Genomic DNA, 19,383 nt, shown 5'->3' on the forward strand with positions numbered 1-19,383 from the left:
GGAGTCAGGAGTCAGGAGTCAGGAGTCAGGAGTCAGGAGTCAGGAGTCAGGAGGAAGAATTTTATAAACAAGAGTCGCGAGGAACACCTATTTATCTTATAAAAAACCTGTTTTTGAAGTTTTTAGACTTTCAAAAACGAATTACGCGGGAGGTATATCGTTTCCCGAGGCATAGGGTCGTAGGCAGAAGGTATCCCCCCCGTTGGTCCGGGCCGAGTGGAGTTCTAGACGGGCGATCTCGATCGGGTTCGGGAGAGGGGATTCCGAGGTCGGTACGGTGCCGGTGATCCCCGCGCTCAGGGTGACGCGGCCGGACGGGGAATCGGCGCGGGGGAGATCGAGGTCGGCGATCGCCAGTCGGACGCGTTCGGCGACCCGTAGCGCCCCCGTCAAGTCCGTATCGGGCAGGACGATGACGAATTCCCCCTCGCTATAGCGGGCGACCAGATCCTCGCGCGAGCGAACCCGATCGGCTAACGCCCCGGCGACTTGTTGCAGGCATCGATCGCTCGCGGATGGCCCGTACCGGTCTCGATAGCCTTGCCAATCGTCGATCTCGCACAGGATCAGCGCGATCGGTTTCCCGGCGCGCGCGGCCTCTCGCCAGGCCCGCGGGAAAAAGGTTTCATAGGTCGCTCGATCGGCGATTCCCGCGAGGGGATCGAGGCCGGTCGAGGGTCGGTTCGGGGGAACGGATGGGGTTCGTTCGTTCCGTCGTCGCGCCCGATCGAGACGACCGAGTACCCGTGTCAGCAGTTCCGGCCCGACGATCGGTTTGGGGATCAGATCGTCGGCTCCGGCCGCGAAAACGCTCTCGATCGCTTCTTGTTCGGTGTGCGAGGTGATCGCCAGAACCGGTAGATCCCCGTACTTTTCATCCTGCCGTACCACGCGACACAATTCGATCCCGTTAAACCCCGGCATTTCCACGTCTAACAACAGTAGATCGGGACGGACGCGGGTGAGCGATTCCCAGAATCGGCCCGGATCGGATAGGGGGGTGACTTGAAAACCGCGGGGTTCGAGTAAGTCCGTCACCCGGGTCAGGATGAAGAGATCGTCATCGACGACCATCACGCGAGCGTCCCGCGGCCGGGTTCGGGAGAGTGAATCGAGGATCGCGCGGGAGATTGCCGACAATCCCGCGTTTTTGGGGATAAAGCGATCGCTTCCCAGACGGGCGGCCAGCACCCGATCGGCGAGATCGTCCCGCTCGGATAGAACGAGAACGGGCGCGTCGCCGAGATAGCGTTTCAGCCGTTGCCATCGCGCCGCTCCGTCCGGATCTGCCACGAAACCGAGGTCGAGCAGGGCGAGATCGGGAAGATCGGTGAAAGACCCCTCCGAAGGCAGGTCGGCGATCGAGATCGATTCCAATCCTTCCCGGCTTAACTCGGCCCGCAACGCGCCGACAAAACCGGGGTCGGGATCGAGGATGAAGACGGTAGGCGGGTGAGCGGTGTTCGATAGATTATGTCTTTCGGGGGATGACGTTTTCAAAAGGTTAAAAGATAGCCGGAGAATTTTCTGGAGTTCGATCAATTGTCTGGATAGTCGATCGAGATCGGCTCCGGTTAACGGGGTAGAGCCGGCTAGGGTTTGTTCGATCGCCCGCGCGAGAACCGAACCGCGCTCGGAACCGAAAATTCCCAATCCCCCCGCTAACCGATGGGCTTCCGCTCGGGCCTGCCGGCGGAGGTCGTCATCGAGTTTCCCGGTCTGTAGTGCCTCGATCGCGCGGTCTAACAACGTGACGCGTTCCTCTAGGGATTCCTGAAAGCGATCGGCTAATCGGGCGGTTCCCCGTAGCCATTTTTCCCGTTTTTCCGGGTCTTTCGGTAATCTCGGTTCCGGTTGGGCGCTTCCGGGTTCCGCTTTCAGCCGGTAGCCTAAACCGTAAACCGTCTCGATCGGTTCTTCCGTCATGCCGGCCGCTTTTAATTTCCGCCGTACATCTTTGACGAGATTGGTGACGGTTTTATCGATCGGGGCGGCATCGATCGACCAGAGCCGATCGACGATCGCGTCCCGGCTAAAAAGGCGCTTGGGGTTCCGGAGAAATAGCGCGAGTAGGCTGTATTCCTTGGAGGTTAGGGAAATGATTTTTCCGTCGAGGGTGACGCGCGCGGAAGCCGGATCGAGGTGGAGATTTTTCCAGGCGAATACCGACGCGGGGACGATCGAGCCACCCCGACGGGATAGCGCCCGTATCCGCGCCAGCAATTGCTCCGGATCGGCGGGTTTAATGAGATAATCGTCCGCGCCCGCGTCTAAACCCCGAACGATCGAATCTCCGGAATCGTGTACGGTTAAGAGGGCGATCGGTAGGGTACACCCGCGCGATCGCAACTCCCGACAGACGCGTAGACCGTCGATCCGCGGTAGTTCGACATCGAGTAAGATCAGGTCGTATTGCCACGCGCCGACCAGTTCCAGGGCCGTCGCCCCGTCCCCCGCCCGATCGACGCTATGATGGTGGGCGGTCAAGGTCGTGGCGATCGAGTCTCCCGCGAACGGATCGTCTTCCACTAACAAAATTTTCATCGTGACTTTACTTTACCCGGAAATCGCGCGGGTAATCGGCATTCCCGATCCAAAAGAAGGCGCCAGAGGACTGGCGCGGGACCGATTTCGCGATAAATGCGTACAAAGAATATAGTACGCCCGGAAAATAAGAAACTGGCATGGACGGAGACGAGCGGACATCCGCCCGGAATTCCAACGAGGGGCGATCGAGAAAAAACCCGCCTCCAAAACGCGATAGAAGCGGGTAAAACTTTCCCGAAACTGATTTTTTTACTCCCGGTACAGCGTTAACGTCCCGAGTTCGAGAAGAGCGGATTAACCGGTTCAAGCGAATCGATCGCGCCGATTATTTTTTCCGCTTACCCCACAGGAAAGCGCCGCCCATCACCGCGAGGGCGATCGCCGCGCTCGGTTCGGGGACGGGAGTAGAGCCCGCCGGGGTTAGGGAATAATTGGCGAGAACGAAAGGTTCGATCGAAGTCTCACCATAGTTCAGCCCGCTACCGAAGAGCGGGACTGGAGCGAAAAGATTGGCGGGAATGAAAGCGAAAACGGAACTAAAATTAGCCGAGCTATCACTAGCGATAAAGTCTAGCGACGCGCCGCTCAGGGATAGTACCGCGGGCGGGACGACTGACGAGCTCGAGATAAAGTTACTATAGGTACCGACAAAAGGGAGCGCGGGAGCGGGAGAGCCGTTAAAGGTCAGGTTGCTAATGGCGGTGACGAAGACCGTATCGTTATCCGGTTGGAGAGTCCCGTCTACCGTCGCGGTGATCGTTCCCCCGCTGGAGGTATAGGAGAGGTTAAATAGGGCCGCGCTCGCGGTATCGGACAGGGTAGCGATCGCCCCCGTCGCGAGAGAGAGCGCGAGGGGTAGAGAAAAATTGAATTTAATAGGTGTCATGGTAAATCCTTTCAGATAGTAGATGTACGTTATGTTTGTCCGTCCCGATCCCGTCCGGAGAGCGGAGTGCGCTCGCGCTGTCCACGGTAATCTCGGGAAAATTAACGGGAGAGGGATAATCGATCGATTCCAAAGATCCCCGACCCGAGGAGCCAATCCGCTCGCGTCCGGGACCCGCTCCGGCACCGCGCCGCCCCGATCGAGAAAAGGGAGCGCGACGGTTAAAAACCATCCGGACCGATCGGGAGCGAGAGGGCAAGGGATAGTGTATTAAAAAAAAATAGGGATTTAGCACGGAAAAAGCGGGGAAATTATCGGGATTCGTTCGGGATATAGAGGAAACGATATCGAGACCGAGATAGAAAATGATGTCAACCCGCATCTATCATGAGTGGTATTCTTCCGAAACTCGCCCGAAACTCGCCCGCCCCGATCGTCGCGATCGAACGGCGCGGGATCATCCCTACACGCGCTCGAAAAGTTATGCCCTATCCGTCTATCCGGAAACGTTTCGCCGTCGATCCGGCCGGGATATCCCTGCGCTGGCCGCTGGTAATCCTGTTCGTACTGCAAACGGTGGGCGCGACGGCGTTGGTGGGTTATCTCTCGTACCGGAGCGGGCAGATGGCGATCGAGGATCTGGCCGATCGGCTACTCCAACAAACCTCGGCGCGGGTACACGATCGCCTGGTGAGTTTCTTGACCCCTCCCCAACAGATCGTGGCGGCGAATCGTCTCTCGGTAGAGGTCGGGGCGCTCGATCCGAACGATCGAGAACGGGTTCGGCGGCAATTATGGCAAGAAATGGTCGTCAACCCGAATATACCGGCGAACGCGTTTCTAAGCGCGCGCGGAACCGGCCTCGGATACGGGAGGTTACTCTCGAAAGAAGAGGAGTATTTCGCCCAAAAGTTGACCGGTCGTTCCCTGCCGATCGGAACGCTGTATCTAGAAGATTCCTCCCCGCGGGGGAGGCGACTCTATCTCGTCGATCGGGTGGGGGAACCGACCGAACTTATTTATACATTCAAGGGAGATTTCCGCGATCTCCCTTCGTACCGTCAAGCCCGTTCATCGGGCGAACAGCACTGGACACCTATCTCGATCAACTCGGCCGTGCCGCTTCTACAGGTTATGGCCATCGCGCCCGTTCACGAGGCGACGGGAAAATTTCAAGGGTTTTTCATTGTTAATTATTTATTAGCCAAGTTCAGCGCGTTTTTGCATCAACTCCGTTTCTCCCCCACCGGACAGGTATTTATCCTCGATCGCTCCGGCACCCTGATCGCGACCTCGGTTCTTTCGGAAGCGTCGGGGACGAGAGAGGTGAACGGAAAACCCGCCCGTCTGCCGGCGATCGAGAGCGGCGACGAACGGATGCGGGAAACGGCGAAAGAGTTACTGAGGCGTTTCGGCAGTTTTCGGAACCTCCGGGAAGGGCAACAACTCAAGGTCAGGGTGAACGGGGAAGAACAGTTCGCGCGGGTAACGCTCTATCGCGATCGCTACGGTCTGGACTGGTCGATCGTGACGGTCGTACCCGCCTCCGATTTCATGGCCGAGATCGAGGCCGCGAGGGCGCGAACCGTCGTCTTGTGTGTCCTCACTTTGCTGATAACGCTCGCCCTCGGTCTCTGGCTCGTGCAACGGGTGATCGCTCCCCTACATCGACTGAATGTATCCGCCGGGGAAATCGCGGGAAATCGCTTCGATAACGAGGTCTCGATCGTCGGTTTCGGGGAAGTCCGGCAGTTGTCGATCGCCTTCCGACAGATGGCCGAACAACTGCGATCGTATTTCCAACTGCGAACCGATTACGAGCGGGATCTAGAAAAACAGGTCGCGGAACGAACCGCGGAACTCGCCCGATCGAGAGATCTACGGGAAGCGATTTTCAACGAATCCACCGACGCGATCTTTCTGGTCGAACCTTCCTCGAACCCCAGAATCCTGGATTGCAATCAACGCGCCGTGGAATTGTTCGAGGTAGCCGATAAATCCGAACTGATCGGCATTCCGGGAACGAATTTACAAAAGCGCCCCTACCGCGATTCGGAACTCGCGGACATCGTGAGGGAGTTAGCGGAAAAAGGCTTCTGGAGTCGGGAAATCGAGTACGTCACTCGAAAGGGGCGGGAATTCTGGGGAAATCTCGCCGCCAAACCGATCCGGGTGGCGGGACAGGCGATGCAGTTAGTCCGGCTCACCGATATCAGCGATCGAAGGCGCGCGGAGGAACGACTACGCCGAACCGAGCGATGGCTAGATCAGTACAGCCGTCAATCTCCCGGTAATATTTACACGCTCGCGCTCGAACCGGATGGATCGATTCGGTTCGAGTACGTGTCTTCCGCGATCGAGACGATGCACGAAATCACCCCGACACAAGCTTTAGACGATGCCCGGATCGTTCTCGATCAGATCCATCCGGACGATCGCGACGCGTACTGGCAAGCGGCGAACCGAAGCGCGGAAAATCTGGAACTCTTCTCGCACGAGTGGCGGATCGTCACCCCTTCCGGCAAGGTGAAATGGCTACAGGGCAACTCGCAACCGGAACGCCGCGACAACGGGGCGATCGTCTGGCACGGTGTCATTCAGGACGTGACCGATCGCCATAAACTCGACGAAATGAAAGATGAGTTCGTTGCGGTGGTCAGCCACGAACTCCGTACCCCGTTGGCTTCGATTCGCGGTTCCCTGGGCCTTTTAGAAAGCGGCGCCCTGAACGATCGACCGGAAAAGGTCGATCGGGTGTTACAGATCGCGCGCGAGAATACCGATCGCCTCGCGCGCTTGGTTAACGATATCCTCGATCTACAACGCTTAAAATCCGGTACGGTACCGCTCGTTAAAGAAACCTGTCCGGTGAGCGATCTGATGGGGCAAGCCGTGGAATCGGTGCGGGCGATCGCCGATCTCGCGGGAATTATTCTGCATTGGACTCCTCTAGCCGTTTCCGTCAAAGCGTCCCCCGATTCGATCGCGCGAACCCTCACCAATCTTCTCGGCAACGCGATTAAATTTTCCCCTCCCGATAGTGCGATCGAGTTAAAAGCGGAAGTTAGGAACGGGATGGAGCGCGAGGGGATTTCTAGCTCTTATATTCTCTTCTCGATCGTCGATCGCGGCCGGGGCATTCCCCCGGACAAACTGGAGTTGATTTTCGAGCGATTCCAACAGGTCGATCTCTCGGACTCTTACCAAAAGGGGGGAACCGGTCTAGGACTGGCGATCTGCAAGACGATCGTGGAACAACACGGCGGGAAAATTTGGGTCGAGAGCGTTTTCGGCCGCGGCAGTACCTTTTATTTCACACTTCCAATGGATTAGGCTTCTTACAAAGAGGCAGGAGGCAGGAGGCAGGAGGCACGAAAAAATCGAAAGGGAGGTAATCCCTCCCCCGTTTCGGCCGATAGTAAGACCATGACTACTCTTCGCTGTCGCCTTCTTCTTCCTCTCTAGGATAGACAAAGCTATTCGATCGGCCGGAGAGAACGGATTTTCCTAAAGATAGGGCTTTCTGGGCTTCTCGGGCCGCCTGTTTTCTCCAGTGCGCTCTACGCTGGTCGCGTTTGGCGTTCGAGGTTTTCTTCTTCGGACAAGCCATAGGACTTTACAGTAACGATTTACTCACAACCTTTCCATTGTAGAGGTTTTCGAGGCATTTGGACAGGGAGTGGGGAGATGGGGAAAATGAGGGAGATGGGGAAAGAATTATAAAGATCTATCCTCCTGCCTCCTGCCTCCTGACTCCTGCCTCCTGACTCCTGACTCCTGACTCCTGCCTCCTGCCTCCTGACTCCTGACTCCTGACACCCTATCCCCCCTTCTCTCTTTACAGTCCTCCCGGCGGTCCGGCGGGGAGTTCTAGGGTGGAGTTGAAGACGCTGGCTTGTCGGGCGAGGAAACGTTCTCGAACGACCTCGCGGAAGGCTTGTAGATCGGTTCGCCATTCGTCGAGATACTGTTTGAGGAGGGCGACGCGATCGACCATTTCGGGAAGGTTATAGGTAAAGTTACCGGAGAAGAGGATCGCGGCGATCGATCGCTGATCGGGTAATTGCAGTTTCGCCTCGTTAATTCCCAGGCCGAACTGACAGGTTTCTAATTGATAGAGTAAGTTGATACCGGCCTGTACGGGGGATTTCTCGAATTCCTGCCAGGGGCCGGGCGCGAGGAGGGTTCTGGTAATGTATTCGCGGGCCGCGTCGGGGCCGGCGGGAAAGGGAACGATACTTTTCGGGCTGATGGCGAGGGATTGATATTCCGCGAGCGGCAGTTTATCGATGAACAGGCGGACGATCGAGGGGAGTTGTAGTTCTAGTTTATCGGGAGCGTTCACCATCTCGATAAAGGTGATCGCCCGCGGTTGGGCGACAAGGCTGATGCCGTTTTGAAAACTGACCTGGGAATAATTCGGGTTTAATACCGGTTGCGCGTTGAGTTCCCAATCTTGGGGGACGATTCCCGAATATTTCAAAAAATCCACGGTCAGTAGGGCGGGATTCAGATTTTTCGCGGAGAGGGAGATCGAGAGTTCTTGAATTTCTCGAACCTCGATCGAGGTTCGATCGTTCGGGTTGCTGTTTACGGTTGTTACCATAAGTTTTTTCAAGTTTTCGGTAGATTCGTTAAGAGGGTGATACACGGGAAAGTACCTGGCGTAAACCCCGTTTCAATTGTATCCTTCTCCACAAAATCCCGAAAAATCCTCGATCGATTCGGGGAAGGCAGGAGGCGGGAGGCAGGAGGCGGGAGGCAACCAGAAAGTAGGGGCGCTTCGGTCGAAGCGCCCTCACTCCTAAACACTTTTCCCCTCTTAAAAAAAGAGGTTTCCGAGCGCCTCCGATTGGCGAACTTTTGAATTTACTCTACTTTATTCTCCCTCCGATCGAGTTTTCGGTTTGTAGGTCGAGGTGACGTGAAGTTCTTTTAACTGTTTCGCCTCTACCGTCGAGGGCGCGGAAGTTAGTAAACAACTGGCCTGTTGCGTTTTCGGGAAGGCGATCACGTCGCGGATCGATTCTTCCCCGGCTAACAACATCACCAGTCGATCTAACCCGTAGGCGATGCCCCCGTGGGGAGGGGTTCCGAACTCGAACGCCTCTAATAAAAAGCCGAATTTACTATACGCTTCCTCCATCGATAGACCGATCGTGGCGAAGACTTTTTCCTGGATCTCGCGTTGGTAGATCCGCAGACTTCCCCCGCCGATCTCGATGCCGTTATAGATCATGTCGTAAGCCAGGGCGCGCGCGTTGGCGAGATCGTCGATATCTTCGGGATTGGGGGCGGTAAACGGGTGATGTAGGGCTTCTAGGCGTTTTTCCTCGGCGTTGTACTCGAACATGGGGAAATCCGTCACCCAGAGGAGGTTAATTTTCTCCGGATCGATCAAGCCCAATTGTTCGCCCAACACTAACCGCAGACGGGCGAGGGATTTATTGACCGTGGCGGTATCTCCCGCGCCGAATAGCAGTAAATGTCCGGGTTTCGCGCCGGTTCTCTCGATCAATCGCTGTTTCTGTTCCTCGCTCAAGTTATCTTTGATCGCGCCGATCGTGTCGAACTCGTAATTCTCGCGCACGCGGATATAGGCGATCCCTTTCGCTCCCGCGTCGGTAGCCTCTTTGAACAGATCCCCGCCGGGTTTGATGCGGACGTTGGAAATCGCGTCGTTACCGTTGGGAATGGGTAGAACTTTCACCGTCCCGCCACCGGCGATCGCCCCGGAGAAGACTTTAAACCCGGAATCGGCAAAGATATCGGCGACGCTAACCAGTTCCAGCCCGAAACGGGTATCGGGTCGATCGATCCCGTAGCGTTCCATCGCCTCCGCGTAGGTTAAACGGGGCAGGGGCAGGGGTATATCGATATTTTTGACACTTTTGAAGATACGGGCGATTAAACCCTCATTAAGCTCTAAAATCTCGTTTAACGAGAGAAAGCTCATCTCCATGTCTAATTGCGTGAATTCCGGCTGTCGATCGGCCCGCAGATCCTCGTCGCGGAAGCATCGGGCGATCTGGTAGTAGCGATCCATCCCCGACACCATTAATAATTGTTTGAACAACTGCGGCGACTGGGGTAACGCGTACCACTGGCCGGGGTTGACGCGGGAGGGAACGAGGTAATCGCGCGCGCCCTCGGGGGTCGATCGGGTGAGAATGGGCGTTTCTATCTCGATAAAGTTCTTTTCGTCCTCTAGATAGCGACGCATGGCTTTCACCACCTGATGGCGCAGTTGCAGGTTCTCGCTCATGCGCTCGCGTCGTAAATCGAGATAGCGATATTTTAAACGGACATCTTCGCGGACGGATTCCGACTCGGTGCTGGAAACGGGGAAGGGTAATTGTTTCGTCACCCCGTTGAGGATCTCGATACTGTCCGCGTAGATCTCGATCTCGCCGGTGGGAAGGCGCGGGTTGAGGGATTCCGGGGGACGCTGACTCACTCTTCCCGTTACTTTGATCACGTACTCGCTACGGACGGACTCGGCGGCCGGGTGGGAATCGGGGGTTCGTTGCGGGTCACTGACGATCTGGACAATACCGCTTCGGTCTCTCAAGTCGATAAAAATCACGCCACCGTGATCGCGACGACGATCGACCCAGCCGAACAGTGTAACGGTTTTGTCTATATCGATCGCTCTCAGGTCGCCACAGTAGTGAGTTCGCATGGTCTAACGTTTAGAATGACTGGTATTACAACTTGTAGTATGAATTTTGTCTAGCCTAACAAAATTTCGACGCATTGCCCATTATGCCGTATTCCGGGCGACGCGTTCGATCGATTATTTTATCGCCGGCCGGCCGGGGACGGGGCGAGATACTACACCAAACATCTGCCCGGAATTCAAGAATTGTCGTGTGGTTAGGGAGTCAGGAGTCAGGAGTCAGGAGTCAGGAGTCAGGAGAAAGAATATTATAGCTAAAAATTTTAAGAAGAACCTATTTATTCGGGATAATTCCAGCTTTTAAAGTTTTTAGACCCTCAAAAACACATTGTGCGAGAGAGCTACTTTGCTTGGGTCTTTAGCCGTCTTTGTCGGATAAACCGTTCGGGATCTACAGGGCGTTCGCGATAAGATAGGGAAAATGTTTTCTCGTGTCGATCGAACCAGATGGCAGTCTCGACCTTAACTGGCGATAGTTTTCGGATCACCTTCGCACCTTTATCGTTAGAGGAAGTGTATCGACTCGCGGACGATGGGGCCAACGGCGCGATCGTGCTGATGAGCGGGACGGTACGCGAGCAAACCGATGGAAAACCGGTGATTTATCTCGATTATCAGGCTTACGAACCGATGGCGATCGAGGTATTCAAACAAATCGCCCAGGAAATCCGCCAAAACTGGCCCGACACCAATCGCGTCGTGATCCATCACCGCACCGGCAAGCTAGAGATCGGCGAGATCAGTGTTTTGGTAGCCGTGGGTTGTCCCCATCGCGGCGAGGCTTTCGAGGCTTGCCGGTACGCGATCGATACCCTCAAACACAACGCGCCTATCTGGAAAAAAGAACACTGGGCGGACGGATCGAGCGATTGGGTGAGTATCGGCGCGTGCGAGGAGAAACATTAGATTTTTCAGGGGAATTCAAAAAGATTCACTAAGCTATCGTCTCGGATAACATTTTTTCCCTTAATCCCCGCAAATACTCTACTATCGCGGGAGGAAAGCGTCGTTGTAATTCTCGATCAGGCAAACGCAACAACATAATGTCATTATTTCGATACAAAGCTTGAGTTGTGGGATGATTTTCCCCTAATCTTTCTCTTGCTATTGCGATCGCTTCTATATACAGGAGTTCGGCTTCTTCATACCGACCTTGCGTATCGTAGAGCCTCGCTAGATTATTAAGGGAAATAGCAATACTGGGATGACGATCATCGAGGCAATCTATTTCGTGGCTTAAAGCTTCTAAATATAGAGATTCTGAGTCTTGATAGTGTCCTTGAGAACGGTATAGTCCTGCTAGATTCTTCATGGAATTAACAACGTGGGGATGATTGTCGCTGAGTAGACGTTTTCTGATATCTAAAGCTTCTACAAACAAGGATTGTGCTTCTTCGTCCCGTCCTTTGGAATAATAGAGCGAGCCTAGATTATCGAGGAAAACAGCAACGCCAAGGTGATAATCACCAAGACTCTGTTTTCCGATAGATATAGCTTCTAAAAATAGTGGTTCTGCTTCTTCGTATTGCTTTTGATACGAGTAAGATAAACCTAGATTATTGAGAGAAGTAGCGACACGGGGATGCTCGTTGTCGAGAATACGTTTTTCGATGCTTAAAGCTTGTAAAAATAAGGGTTTTGCTTCTTCATATCGCCCTTGAGAAAGGTAAAGTAAACCTAGATTATCCAAGGATATTGCGATTAAGAAAGCACCCGCATCGCCATCAAGAACACGTTTTCTGATTTCTAGGGCTTCTAATAACAGGGGTTCCGCTTCTTCGTACCGTGCTTGAAAATTGTAGAGCGATCCTAGATTATTAAGGGATGTTGCGACATCGGGATGATCGTTGCCGAGAACACGTTTTCTGATTTCTAGGGATTCTAAGAACAGAGGTTCTGCTTCTTTGTACCGCCCTTGTAAACGGTAGAGTAAGCCTAGATTATTGAGGGATGTGGCGATATGAGGGTGATCGTTTTCGAGGCGTTGCCGAGTAAGAGTAAGACATTTTTCTACATAGGGTTCAGCCTCTGTAAACATTCCCTGCTCTTTATAAATGTTACCTAAACCAGTAAACGCAAAATACAAACTCTCCGATTCTAGATCGTCATGTAATTCTTGAACCAAAATTTTAAGATGAGGAATGGCAAGATTAAAAGTGATAAAATCCTCTAAAGTTAGTGAATCGGGAATATTTTTAGCGACGATTACCATTGCATTGCAAAAGGCTTGTTTAGCCTTGTCCGCTATTTCGGATTCTTCTAATTTATCCCGTAAATAGAGACGGATGAGCGTGTGTAGTTCGTACCATCCCTCTCCTAACGCTTTCACCAGATTGAGATGAACGAGGCTATCGGTTAACCATTCCTCGATGTTGTCTGCGTCCTCATCGGGGAATAGCGCATCAATTACAGACTTGGGAAAAGGAGCGAGGGCGAATAAGCTAAGAGATAAGGCTAATTTCTGCGCTTCGGTTTCATTTTCTAATTCCTGCCAACTTAGGTCAAAAGCCGCTTTCACTCCCCTTTTTGCCGTCATTTCTTGATCGAATTTAGGATTTTTGACCAAGCTTTTATCTTCTAGACCGTTCTCGACTAATTTCTCCCGTATTTTTGCGAGTGTCCATTCTCCCCGTCGTCTCAGTAGTCGCGCTACCAATTCTAAAGCTAGGGGCAAATATCCCAAATCGAGACATAATGCCTTCGCTTGTTCGATTTGCCCATCAATTCTACCATCGCTCACGTAGGAACGCAGTAAAGCGAGAGAAGCCGTTTTCGTTAACTCCTTCACGGGAACCATTTCCACCGTTGCCGATAAATTATCGGGTCGAGTAGTAATCAGCACCTTAAAACGTTTTTCTTCCTTGGGTGGTAAATAGTCTTTAATTTGCCCGTAATCTCGTACATCATCGAAAATAATTAGCGCGTCACCCGCTACCCAATTTTGCCAACAATAACGCACCCGTTCCGCTAGAGTTCCCTCGTCCGGTAAGGTTAACTGGAGATCTCGCCGCGCGTAACTTAAAATCTGTTCTCCCGGTTCACTTTCCGCCACATTTAACCAACAGATGCCGCCATGATAGGTTTCCTTCTTCCATTCCCGCCATCCGTACCGTAACGCCAATTCTGTCTTCCCGATACCTCCCATCCCCGTGATCATCACCCGTCCTGACCGTTGAAATCCCTCATCCAACCGTGTCAAATCGTCATCGCGACCGACAAACTCGGCGATGCCACTTTCAGGTAAATTGTGCGGGTTTTGTTTAACCTGACCCGAATCAGGCGGCTTTATTCATTTTCCAAGCAAACGCTGTAACGATCGCCAAGTTTTATAAATCACTCCTTCCGTATCCATCTCCAACTCATAGGAAGCCAGCATCGGAATCAAAGGGACGACCAATTTCAGCTTTGCCGAGGCTACTTGGTTTAAATCATCTAATTTTGTATTAATTTCGTTCAATAAGGCGATTAATTCTGGCTTATAATCCTCGGATGGACGATTGTCTAAAGATTTTACCGCTTTTTGAATCCTATCCAACTCCGATCGAGCTTCCGTTTCAGGAATCACAACCGCCTCTAGGGGATAAATTTCCCAGTATTCCCGCTCGTATTCTAGGATTTTTGGGAGAATATCCTCTTCGATCTCTTGTTGCAGTTGAAATCGTACACTCGGATCGGACTTGATTATCAGTTGTCTTTCAAACTCTCCCAATTTCTTGTAAGAAATTTGCAAGTTCTTTTCTAAATCGGCTAGTCGTTGGTCATTATTCATCGATAGTGAGGGCTTCCGAGTCTATATCCCCCATTATAGTAAACATCCATCTAAAGATAGGTTCTTCCCTTCGCTCTCGATCGCCCATTTTGAAAAAAGTCCCGGTGTCCGATCCAAACCGTGTCGCGACCGAGATAGAGGCAGTCGATCATCAGAACATTGGCGAAATGAATTGATTCCACAAAAAAGGGGCGGAGATACCGCCCTAAACTCATCTATAATTTTGCTATCTAATAATTACTCGATCACCCAGGGTTTCGCCACGGGTTCCCAGCTAACTAATTCTTCGTCGGTAAACCAGAGACGAACTTCGGTTTGAGCGGTTTCTAGCGCGTCCGAACCGTGAATTAAATTGCGTCCCACGTTAATGCCGAAATCGCCGCGGATGGTTCCGGGTTCCGCGCTGAGAGGATTGGTCGCGCCGATAATTTTTCTAGCCGAAGCGACTACCCCGTCGCCTTCCCACACCATCGCGACCACGGGCGAGGAGGTGATAAATTCTACGAGAGAGGGGAAAAAGGGTCTTTCTTTGTGAACCGCGTAGTGTTTTTCGGCGAGTTCGCGGGAAACTTGCACCAATTTCAGGCCGACGAGGGTAAATCCCTTGGCTTCAAAGCGTCCGATAATTTCTCCGACAAGGTTGCGTTGCACGCCGTCGGGCTTGATCATGAGAAAAGTGCGTTCCATTCTGGCCTCCGAGGTTTAGTAACAATTTGTCACAAAACCCAGCGTACCCCGGAACGGTACTCGCGCTTCAGAGGATTTTCGAGAGGAACTGTCGGGTTCGATCGACCTGTGGATTCGTGAAAAATTCGGAGGGAGGGGCGATTTCGAGGATAATTCCCCCGTCCATGAAGACGACTCGATCGGCCACCTCCCGCGCGAATCCGACCTCGTGGGTGACACAAACCATCGTCATCCCCGATCGCGCGAGGGTTTTCATCGTTTCCAGTACCTCGCGCACCATTTCCGGATCGAGGGCCGAGGTGGGTTCGTCGAAGAGCATGATTTTCGGTTGCATGGCTAACGCGCGGGCGATCGCTACCCTCTGTTGTTGTCCCCCGGATAGCTGGTTGGGGTATTTTTCGGCTTGTTCGAGAATGCCGACTTTTTCGAGGAGTTGTCGGGCGATTTCCTCGGCTTTGGCTTTTTTCCAGCGTCGCGCCCAGATCGGCCCGATCGTCACGTTGTCGAGTACGGTGAGGTGGGGGAACAGGTTAAACTGTTGGAAGACCATCCCCACTTCCTGACGGATGGTTTCGATATTTTTGAGGTTATGGGAGACGGTGATCCCGTCGATGATGATGCGGCCTTTCTGATAGGATTCGAGTCCGTTGAAGGTGCGGATAAAGGTGGATTTTCCCGATCCGGACGGCCCCATGATGACGACGACTTCCTGTTTATTGACGGTTAGATTCGCGCCGCGCAGGACGTGAAAGCGGTTATCGTACCATTTTTCGACGTTTTCGGCGATGATTATGGGTTCGGGGTTCGGAGAGTTCACGGCGATCGACGAAGGATAGTTCGTTTTATCGATTATATAGCATTCAGCTTTCAGCCCCCTCGGTTGTTTGGTTTCACCTCGTTCCACGCGACCTACGCGAAAACTACTAACTCCTCGATTAAATGTTGGCGATCGATGCGATCGAACTGGCGATCTTTCAATAACTCGACGGTCGCGGTTAACCAGCGATCGAATTCGGTTTCGTAGAGCGATTCAAGGTCTAGGGTATCGGGTATCATAGGAAGATCGCTTGTCGTTTTTTTCTGTCTCTAGATTCTATTATGTCCGATCCTCTCGCGCCCTGGCGATCGATTTTGTCCCGTTCCTTACATCTAAATCGTTCTCTGCCGAACGCGCGTTACTTTCAACTCGCCACGCTGACGTTAGACGGGAAACCCGCCAATCGAACGGTAGTTTTTCGCGGTTTTCGGGAGAATACGAATCAATTACAAATTATCACCGATGCTCGCAGTGAAAAAATTTCCCAGATTCACGCGAGCGAATGGGGCGAGATTTGTTGGTATTTCCCGAATACTAGGGAGCAGTTCCGGTTATCGGGATCGATCGAGATTATTTCGGCGAAAGATACGGATAGCGAGAATCGGAAAGCGCGCGATCGAGTTTGGCGGGAATTATCGGATTCGGCTAGAATACAATTCGCGTGGCCATGTCCCAAACGACCGCGGGACGGAAATCCGGAAGCGTTTACCCCCGCACAGCCTAGCGATACGGAACCGCTAGAAAATTTCTGTTTGTTGTTATTTAATCCGGTAAGCGTGGATCATTTGCAATTGAAAGGGAATCCACAGGATCGCGTTATTTATACGCAAAATGATGTCGGAGAATGGTGCGTCGAATCCGTGAATCCTTAACCGGCTGTTTCACACGAAATATACAGGCAATGATCGGTGAGTTTATGAGCCGTTTGAATATCTTGTTCTAGATCTATTGCATCATAAAGTAAATCAGCCCCTTTTTCTTTTAGAAATTTTTCGACCTCGTAAAAGGAAGTGAAATTTAAAAGTTCTCTCACTTGTCCTCTAGTTAATACGCCATTACGATAACCTTCCACCGCTAAAGACTCCAGCGCGCGACGGGAGAGATCGCCCCATTGGGTTTGTAGAGAGTTGCCGATGTCTTCGGGAATATCGATCGAGATTTTCATGACCTGTTTTCCGGTGTCCACTCGATTCTATTGTATCGATCGAGCGAGGTTCCGTCTCATTTTTACGAGAATCCCGCGATCGATCTCGATTTCTCGTTTATTATAGGAATAGCAGAACTCGATCGAACGGAAAGAAAGTCTATGAGAGAAGTGTTTATTTCCTACGCGTGGAAGGGAGAGAGCGAGGAGATCGCGAATGGTTTAGAGAGAGCGTTTCAGAGCGCGGGTATCCGGTTGGTTCGCGATAAAACCGATTTGGGATACCGGGGATTGATTAAACAGTTCATGCAGGAAATCGGCCGCGGAAAATGCGTGATCGCGATCATTAGCGATAAGTATCTCAGGTCGAAAAATTGTATGTACGAATTGTTGGAAATCTCGAAAAATGGGGATTTCCTCGATCGCATTTTTCCCGTCGTCCTCGATGACGTGCGGATCTACGATGCCATCGATCGCCTGGAATATATTAAATATTGGGACGGTAAGATCGCGACGTTAAAGGAAGCGATAAAAGAGGTCGATCCGATTAATTTACAGGGAATTACGGAGGAAATTAACCTTTTTGTCGAGATTCGTAACCGGATCGCGGGATTGGTGGATATTCTCCAAGGCATGAATAATCTGACCGCGGAGATTCACCGCGATAGTAATTTCGAGGAGGTGGTGAGTTCGATCGCCCGACAGCTAGAGGAGGATGGTAATTTGTCAAGCGAAAGTAATAAAACTTCACCGAATACGAACATCGGCATCTACGCGCCAAACGTGCGGGGGAGTAATTTGATTAGCGGTGAGAATATTTCGGGGAATACGTTCATCGGGACGCAGAATAACTATAATTCGGGGCAAAGTTCGGGAAATTCGGGAGCGATCGAGATCTGGCGACAGAAGTTAGGCTATCTGCAACAACAGGAAGCGATCGCGTCGAATCCCGCGGTAAAATTTGAACTAAGCCAGCAGATCGCGGAGTGCTTGCGTAAAATTCAAGAATTAGGCGGTTAAGCGCGATGAACGGGGAACCGGGGAAAAATATCGATATTTACGCTCCGAACGCGTCGGGGAGTAATTTGATTCGCGCGGAGAAGATTTCCGACAGTACCTTTATCGGTCAGATAATCAACCAGGCACAGCCACCGAATCCGCCGACGGGAATTCCCAGTAATCTCCCTTATCGGGGAAAACCGCCGGAAAAGTTCTTCGGACGGGAAGAAAGGCTAAAAGAGATCGATAACGCTCTCAAAGAAGACCACGCGCTGGCGATTTGCGCGGTCGCGGGGATGGGTGGCATCGGGAAGACGGAATTGGCGGTACAGTACGCGATCCGCTCTCAAGAGGAGTATCCCGCGGGTTTGTGTTGGCTTTCCGGTCGGGTGAGCGATTTAGGCTTTCAAATCGTCAATTTCGCTTTAACAAAACTCGGTTTAGTGATTCCCGATTATATTCAACTGCCCGAACAACAGCTTGAATACTGTTGGAATCATTGGCGCGAGGGGGACGCGTTGATCGTTTACGATGACGTGGTGGATTATCGCGCGCTCGTCTATCCGATATTGCCTCCAGGTAATCAAGCGCGGTTCAAAGTCCTGATGACGAGTCGCGAGAAACCGGGGGAAAATTACCGAAAAATCGACCTAGAGGTATTGGATGAGGATTCGGCTCTGGATTTGTTGCGATCGCTAGTCGGCAGTGAACGCGTCACCGCGGAATGGGAAGGAGCGAAAGCGTTGTGCGAGTGGTTGGGATATCTGCCGTTGGGGTTGGAGTTGGTGGGACGCTATTTAGCCAAAGATCGAACCCGAACGATTGAAACAGTACAGAAACGGTTAAATAGTAAGCGTTTACAGGCGAAAGCGTTGATTCCCGACGGTAAGGGGGATAGTATCGCCCGATTAGGGGTCGCGGCCGCGTTCGAGTTGTCGTGGGAGGAACTACCGCGGGACGCGAGGGAGTTAGCCTGTCGCTTGAGTCTGTTCGCCCCCGCGCCGATTCCGTGGGTATTGGTCGAGAATTGCGCGCTCGCGGACGCGGAAGATCGGGATGAGGCGGCGGAAGAGTTAGAGGAACTGCGAAACGGGCAGTTAATCGACAGAAGTTTGCTAGAAATCAACGAGGAGAATCATTATCGCTTACATCCCCTGATCCGGGAGTTTTTTATCGCCAAGCAAGGGGAAAGCGAGAATATCGACGATTATAAGCGCGATCTCTGTCGGGTGATGGCGAAGGAAGCCGAAAAGATCCCGGGAACGGTGACAGTACCGATAATGAGAGCTATCACCGTAATAATTCCCCATCTGGAGGAAGTCGGCGAAAAGTTGACCGATTGGCTAGAAGATGAGGATTTAATCTGGCCCTGTTTCACATTAGCCAGCATTTACGAGGCGCGGAATCAATTCGACACGGTGGAGAAATGGTATCGAAAATCCCTCGATGTCGCGAAACAGCGTTTCGGAGAGGAGCATCCCGCTGTCGCCACTAGCCTGAATAATCTGGCGTATTTGTACCGGGAAACCGGGCGGTACGGGGAGGCGGAACCCCTCTACCGACAGGCTCTGGAGATGAGGAAACGACTGTTGGGAGAGGAGCATCCCGATGTCGCCACTAGCCTGAACAATCTGGCGTATTTGTACCGGGAAACCGGGCGGTACGGGGAGGCGGACCCCCTTCTCCGACAGGCTCTGGAGATGAGGAAACGACTGTTGGGAGAGGAGCATCTCGATGTCGCCATGAGCCTGAACAATTTGGCGGAATTGTACCGGGAAACCGGGCGGTACGGGGAGGCGGAACCCCTCTACCGACAGGCTCTGGAGATGGGGAAACGACTGTTGGGAGAGGAGCA

The 19,383-nt window shown here is 52.5% G+C and carries 17 protein-coding genes; 6 read left to right on the forward strand and 11 right to left on the reverse strand.

Translation table 11 applies throughout. The annotated features are described in order from the left end of the window. Positions 1-141: 141 nt before the first annotated feature. Together V0288_RS23060 and V0288_RS23065 are read right to left on the reverse strand one after the other, a co-directional pair. Complete coding sequence (locus tag V0288_RS23060; protein WP_332867538.1) at positions 142-2,544, reverse strand: response regulator; 2,403 nt, start codon at positions 2,542-2,544, stop codon at positions 142-144. Positions 2,545-2,872: 328 nt separating this feature from the next. Continuing rightward, positions 2,873-3,433: a PEP-CTERM sorting domain-containing protein gene (locus tag V0288_RS23065; RefSeq protein WP_332867539.1), complete on the reverse strand. Its 561-nt coding sequence runs from the start codon at positions 3,431-3,433 to the stop codon at positions 2,873-2,875. 387 nt (positions 3,434-3,820) lie between these two features. Here V0288_RS23065 and V0288_RS23070 point away from each other — a divergent pair, with 387 nt between their 5' ends. Next, complete coding sequence (locus V0288_RS23070) at positions 3,821-6,766, forward strand: ATP-binding protein (protein ID WP_332867540.1); 2,946 nt, start codon at positions 3,821-3,823, stop codon at positions 6,764-6,766. Between the two features lie 97 nt (positions 6,767-6,863). Here the strand turns inward: V0288_RS23070 and rpmF are convergent, their stop codons facing one another. The 3 genes from rpmF to aspS all read right to left on the reverse strand — a co-directional run bounded on the left by rpmF (position 6,864) and on the right by aspS (position 10,115). Continuing rightward, positions 6,864-7,043: a 50S ribosomal protein L32 gene (rpmF, locus tag V0288_RS23075; protein ID WP_332867541.1), complete on the reverse strand. Its 180-nt coding sequence runs from the start codon at positions 7,041-7,043 to the stop codon at positions 6,864-6,866. 228 nt (positions 7,044-7,271) lie between these two features. Then, the gene (locus V0288_RS23080) at positions 7,272-8,039 is read right to left on the reverse strand and encodes a hypothetical protein (protein WP_332867542.1); all 768 of its coding nucleotides are present in this window, start codon (positions 8,037-8,039) and stop codon (positions 7,272-7,274) included. Between the two features lie 273 nt (positions 8,040-8,312). Beyond that, the gene (aspS, locus tag V0288_RS23085; RefSeq protein WP_332867543.1) at positions 8,313-10,115 is read right to left on the reverse strand and encodes an aspartate--tRNA ligase; all 1,803 of its coding nucleotides are present in this window, start codon (positions 10,113-10,115) and stop codon (positions 8,313-8,315) included. Positions 10,116-10,198: 83 nt separating this feature from the next. On the opposite strand from aspS, the gene V0288_RS23090 reads away from it, so the two are divergent. Together V0288_RS23090 and V0288_RS23095 are read left to right on the forward strand one after the other, a co-directional pair. Beyond that, on the forward strand, positions 10,199-10,366 hold the full coding sequence (locus tag V0288_RS23090) for a hypothetical protein (RefSeq protein WP_332867544.1): 168 nt from the start codon (positions 10,199-10,201) through the stop codon (positions 10,364-10,366). Between the two features lie 193 nt (positions 10,367-10,559). Next, entirely contained in the window at positions 10,560-11,018 is a 459-nt protein-coding gene (locus V0288_RS23095) for a molybdenum cofactor biosynthesis protein MoaE (protein WP_332867545.1), read from the forward strand. Positions 11,019-11,046: 28 nt separating this feature from the next. Here V0288_RS23095 and V0288_RS23100 read toward each other — a convergent pair whose 3' ends face one another. The 5 genes from V0288_RS23100 to V0288_RS23120 form a co-directional block, all read right to left on the reverse strand. After that, a complete protein-coding gene (locus tag V0288_RS23100) occupies positions 11,047-13,311 on the reverse strand; it encodes a tetratricopeptide repeat protein (protein WP_332867546.1) in 2,265 nt (754 codons plus the stop codon). A gap of 90 nt (positions 13,312-13,401) precedes the next feature. Then, positions 13,402-13,881, reverse strand: coding sequence for a hypothetical protein (locus V0288_RS23105; protein WP_332867547.1), 480 nt, complete (start codon positions 13,879-13,881; stop codon positions 13,402-13,404). A 237-nt stretch (positions 13,882-14,118) separates the two neighbouring features. After that, positions 14,119-14,568 carry a nucleoside-diphosphate kinase gene (gene ndk, locus V0288_RS23110; protein ID WP_332867548.1) on the reverse strand — a complete coding sequence of 150 codons (450 nt, stop codon included), beginning with the start codon at positions 14,566-14,568 and terminating at the stop codon, positions 14,119-14,121. A gap of 67 nt (positions 14,569-14,635) precedes the next feature. Beyond that, complete coding sequence (locus tag V0288_RS23115; protein WP_422662053.1) at positions 14,636-15,385, reverse strand: amino acid ABC transporter ATP-binding protein; 750 nt, start codon at positions 15,383-15,385, stop codon at positions 14,636-14,638. A gap of 92 nt (positions 15,386-15,477) precedes the next feature. Then, on the reverse strand, positions 15,478-15,624 hold the full coding sequence (locus tag V0288_RS23120; protein WP_332867549.1) for a DUF29 family protein: 147 nt from the start codon (positions 15,622-15,624) through the stop codon (positions 15,478-15,480). Between the two features lie 42 nt (positions 15,625-15,666). On the opposite strand from V0288_RS23120, the gene V0288_RS23125 reads away from it, so the two are divergent. After that, complete coding sequence (locus V0288_RS23125) at positions 15,667-16,257, forward strand: Npun_F5749 family FMN-dependent PPOX-type flavoprotein (protein ID WP_332867550.1); 591 nt, start codon at positions 15,667-15,669, stop codon at positions 16,255-16,257. On the opposite strand, the gene V0288_RS23130 is transcribed toward V0288_RS23125, so the two are convergent. Further along, positions 16,254-16,550: a UPF0175 family protein gene (locus tag V0288_RS23130; protein ID WP_253284536.1), complete on the reverse strand. Its 297-nt coding sequence runs from the start codon at positions 16,548-16,550 to the stop codon at positions 16,254-16,256. The two genes, V0288_RS23125 and V0288_RS23130, sit on opposite strands and share 4 nt — an antisense overlap. A gap of 141 nt (positions 16,551-16,691) precedes the next feature. Here V0288_RS23130 and V0288_RS23135 point away from each other — a divergent pair, with 141 nt between their 5' ends. After that, positions 16,692-17,549 (forward strand): toll/interleukin-1 receptor domain-containing protein, encoded by an 858-nt coding sequence (locus V0288_RS23135; protein WP_332867551.1) that lies wholly within the window; start codon positions 16,692-16,694, stop codon positions 17,547-17,549. Between the two features lie 5 nt (positions 17,550-17,554). Then, positions 17,555-19,383 (forward strand): tetratricopeptide repeat protein (locus tag V0288_RS23140; protein ID WP_332867552.1); only part of this gene is annotated, 1,829 nt, incomplete at its 3' end.

Origin of the sequence: Pannus brasiliensis CCIBt3594 (genome assembly GCF_036688125.1) — a bacterium.
GTDB classification, from domain to species: Bacteria; Cyanobacteriota; Cyanobacteriia; order Cyanobacteriales; family Microcystaceae; genus Pannus; species Pannus brasiliensis.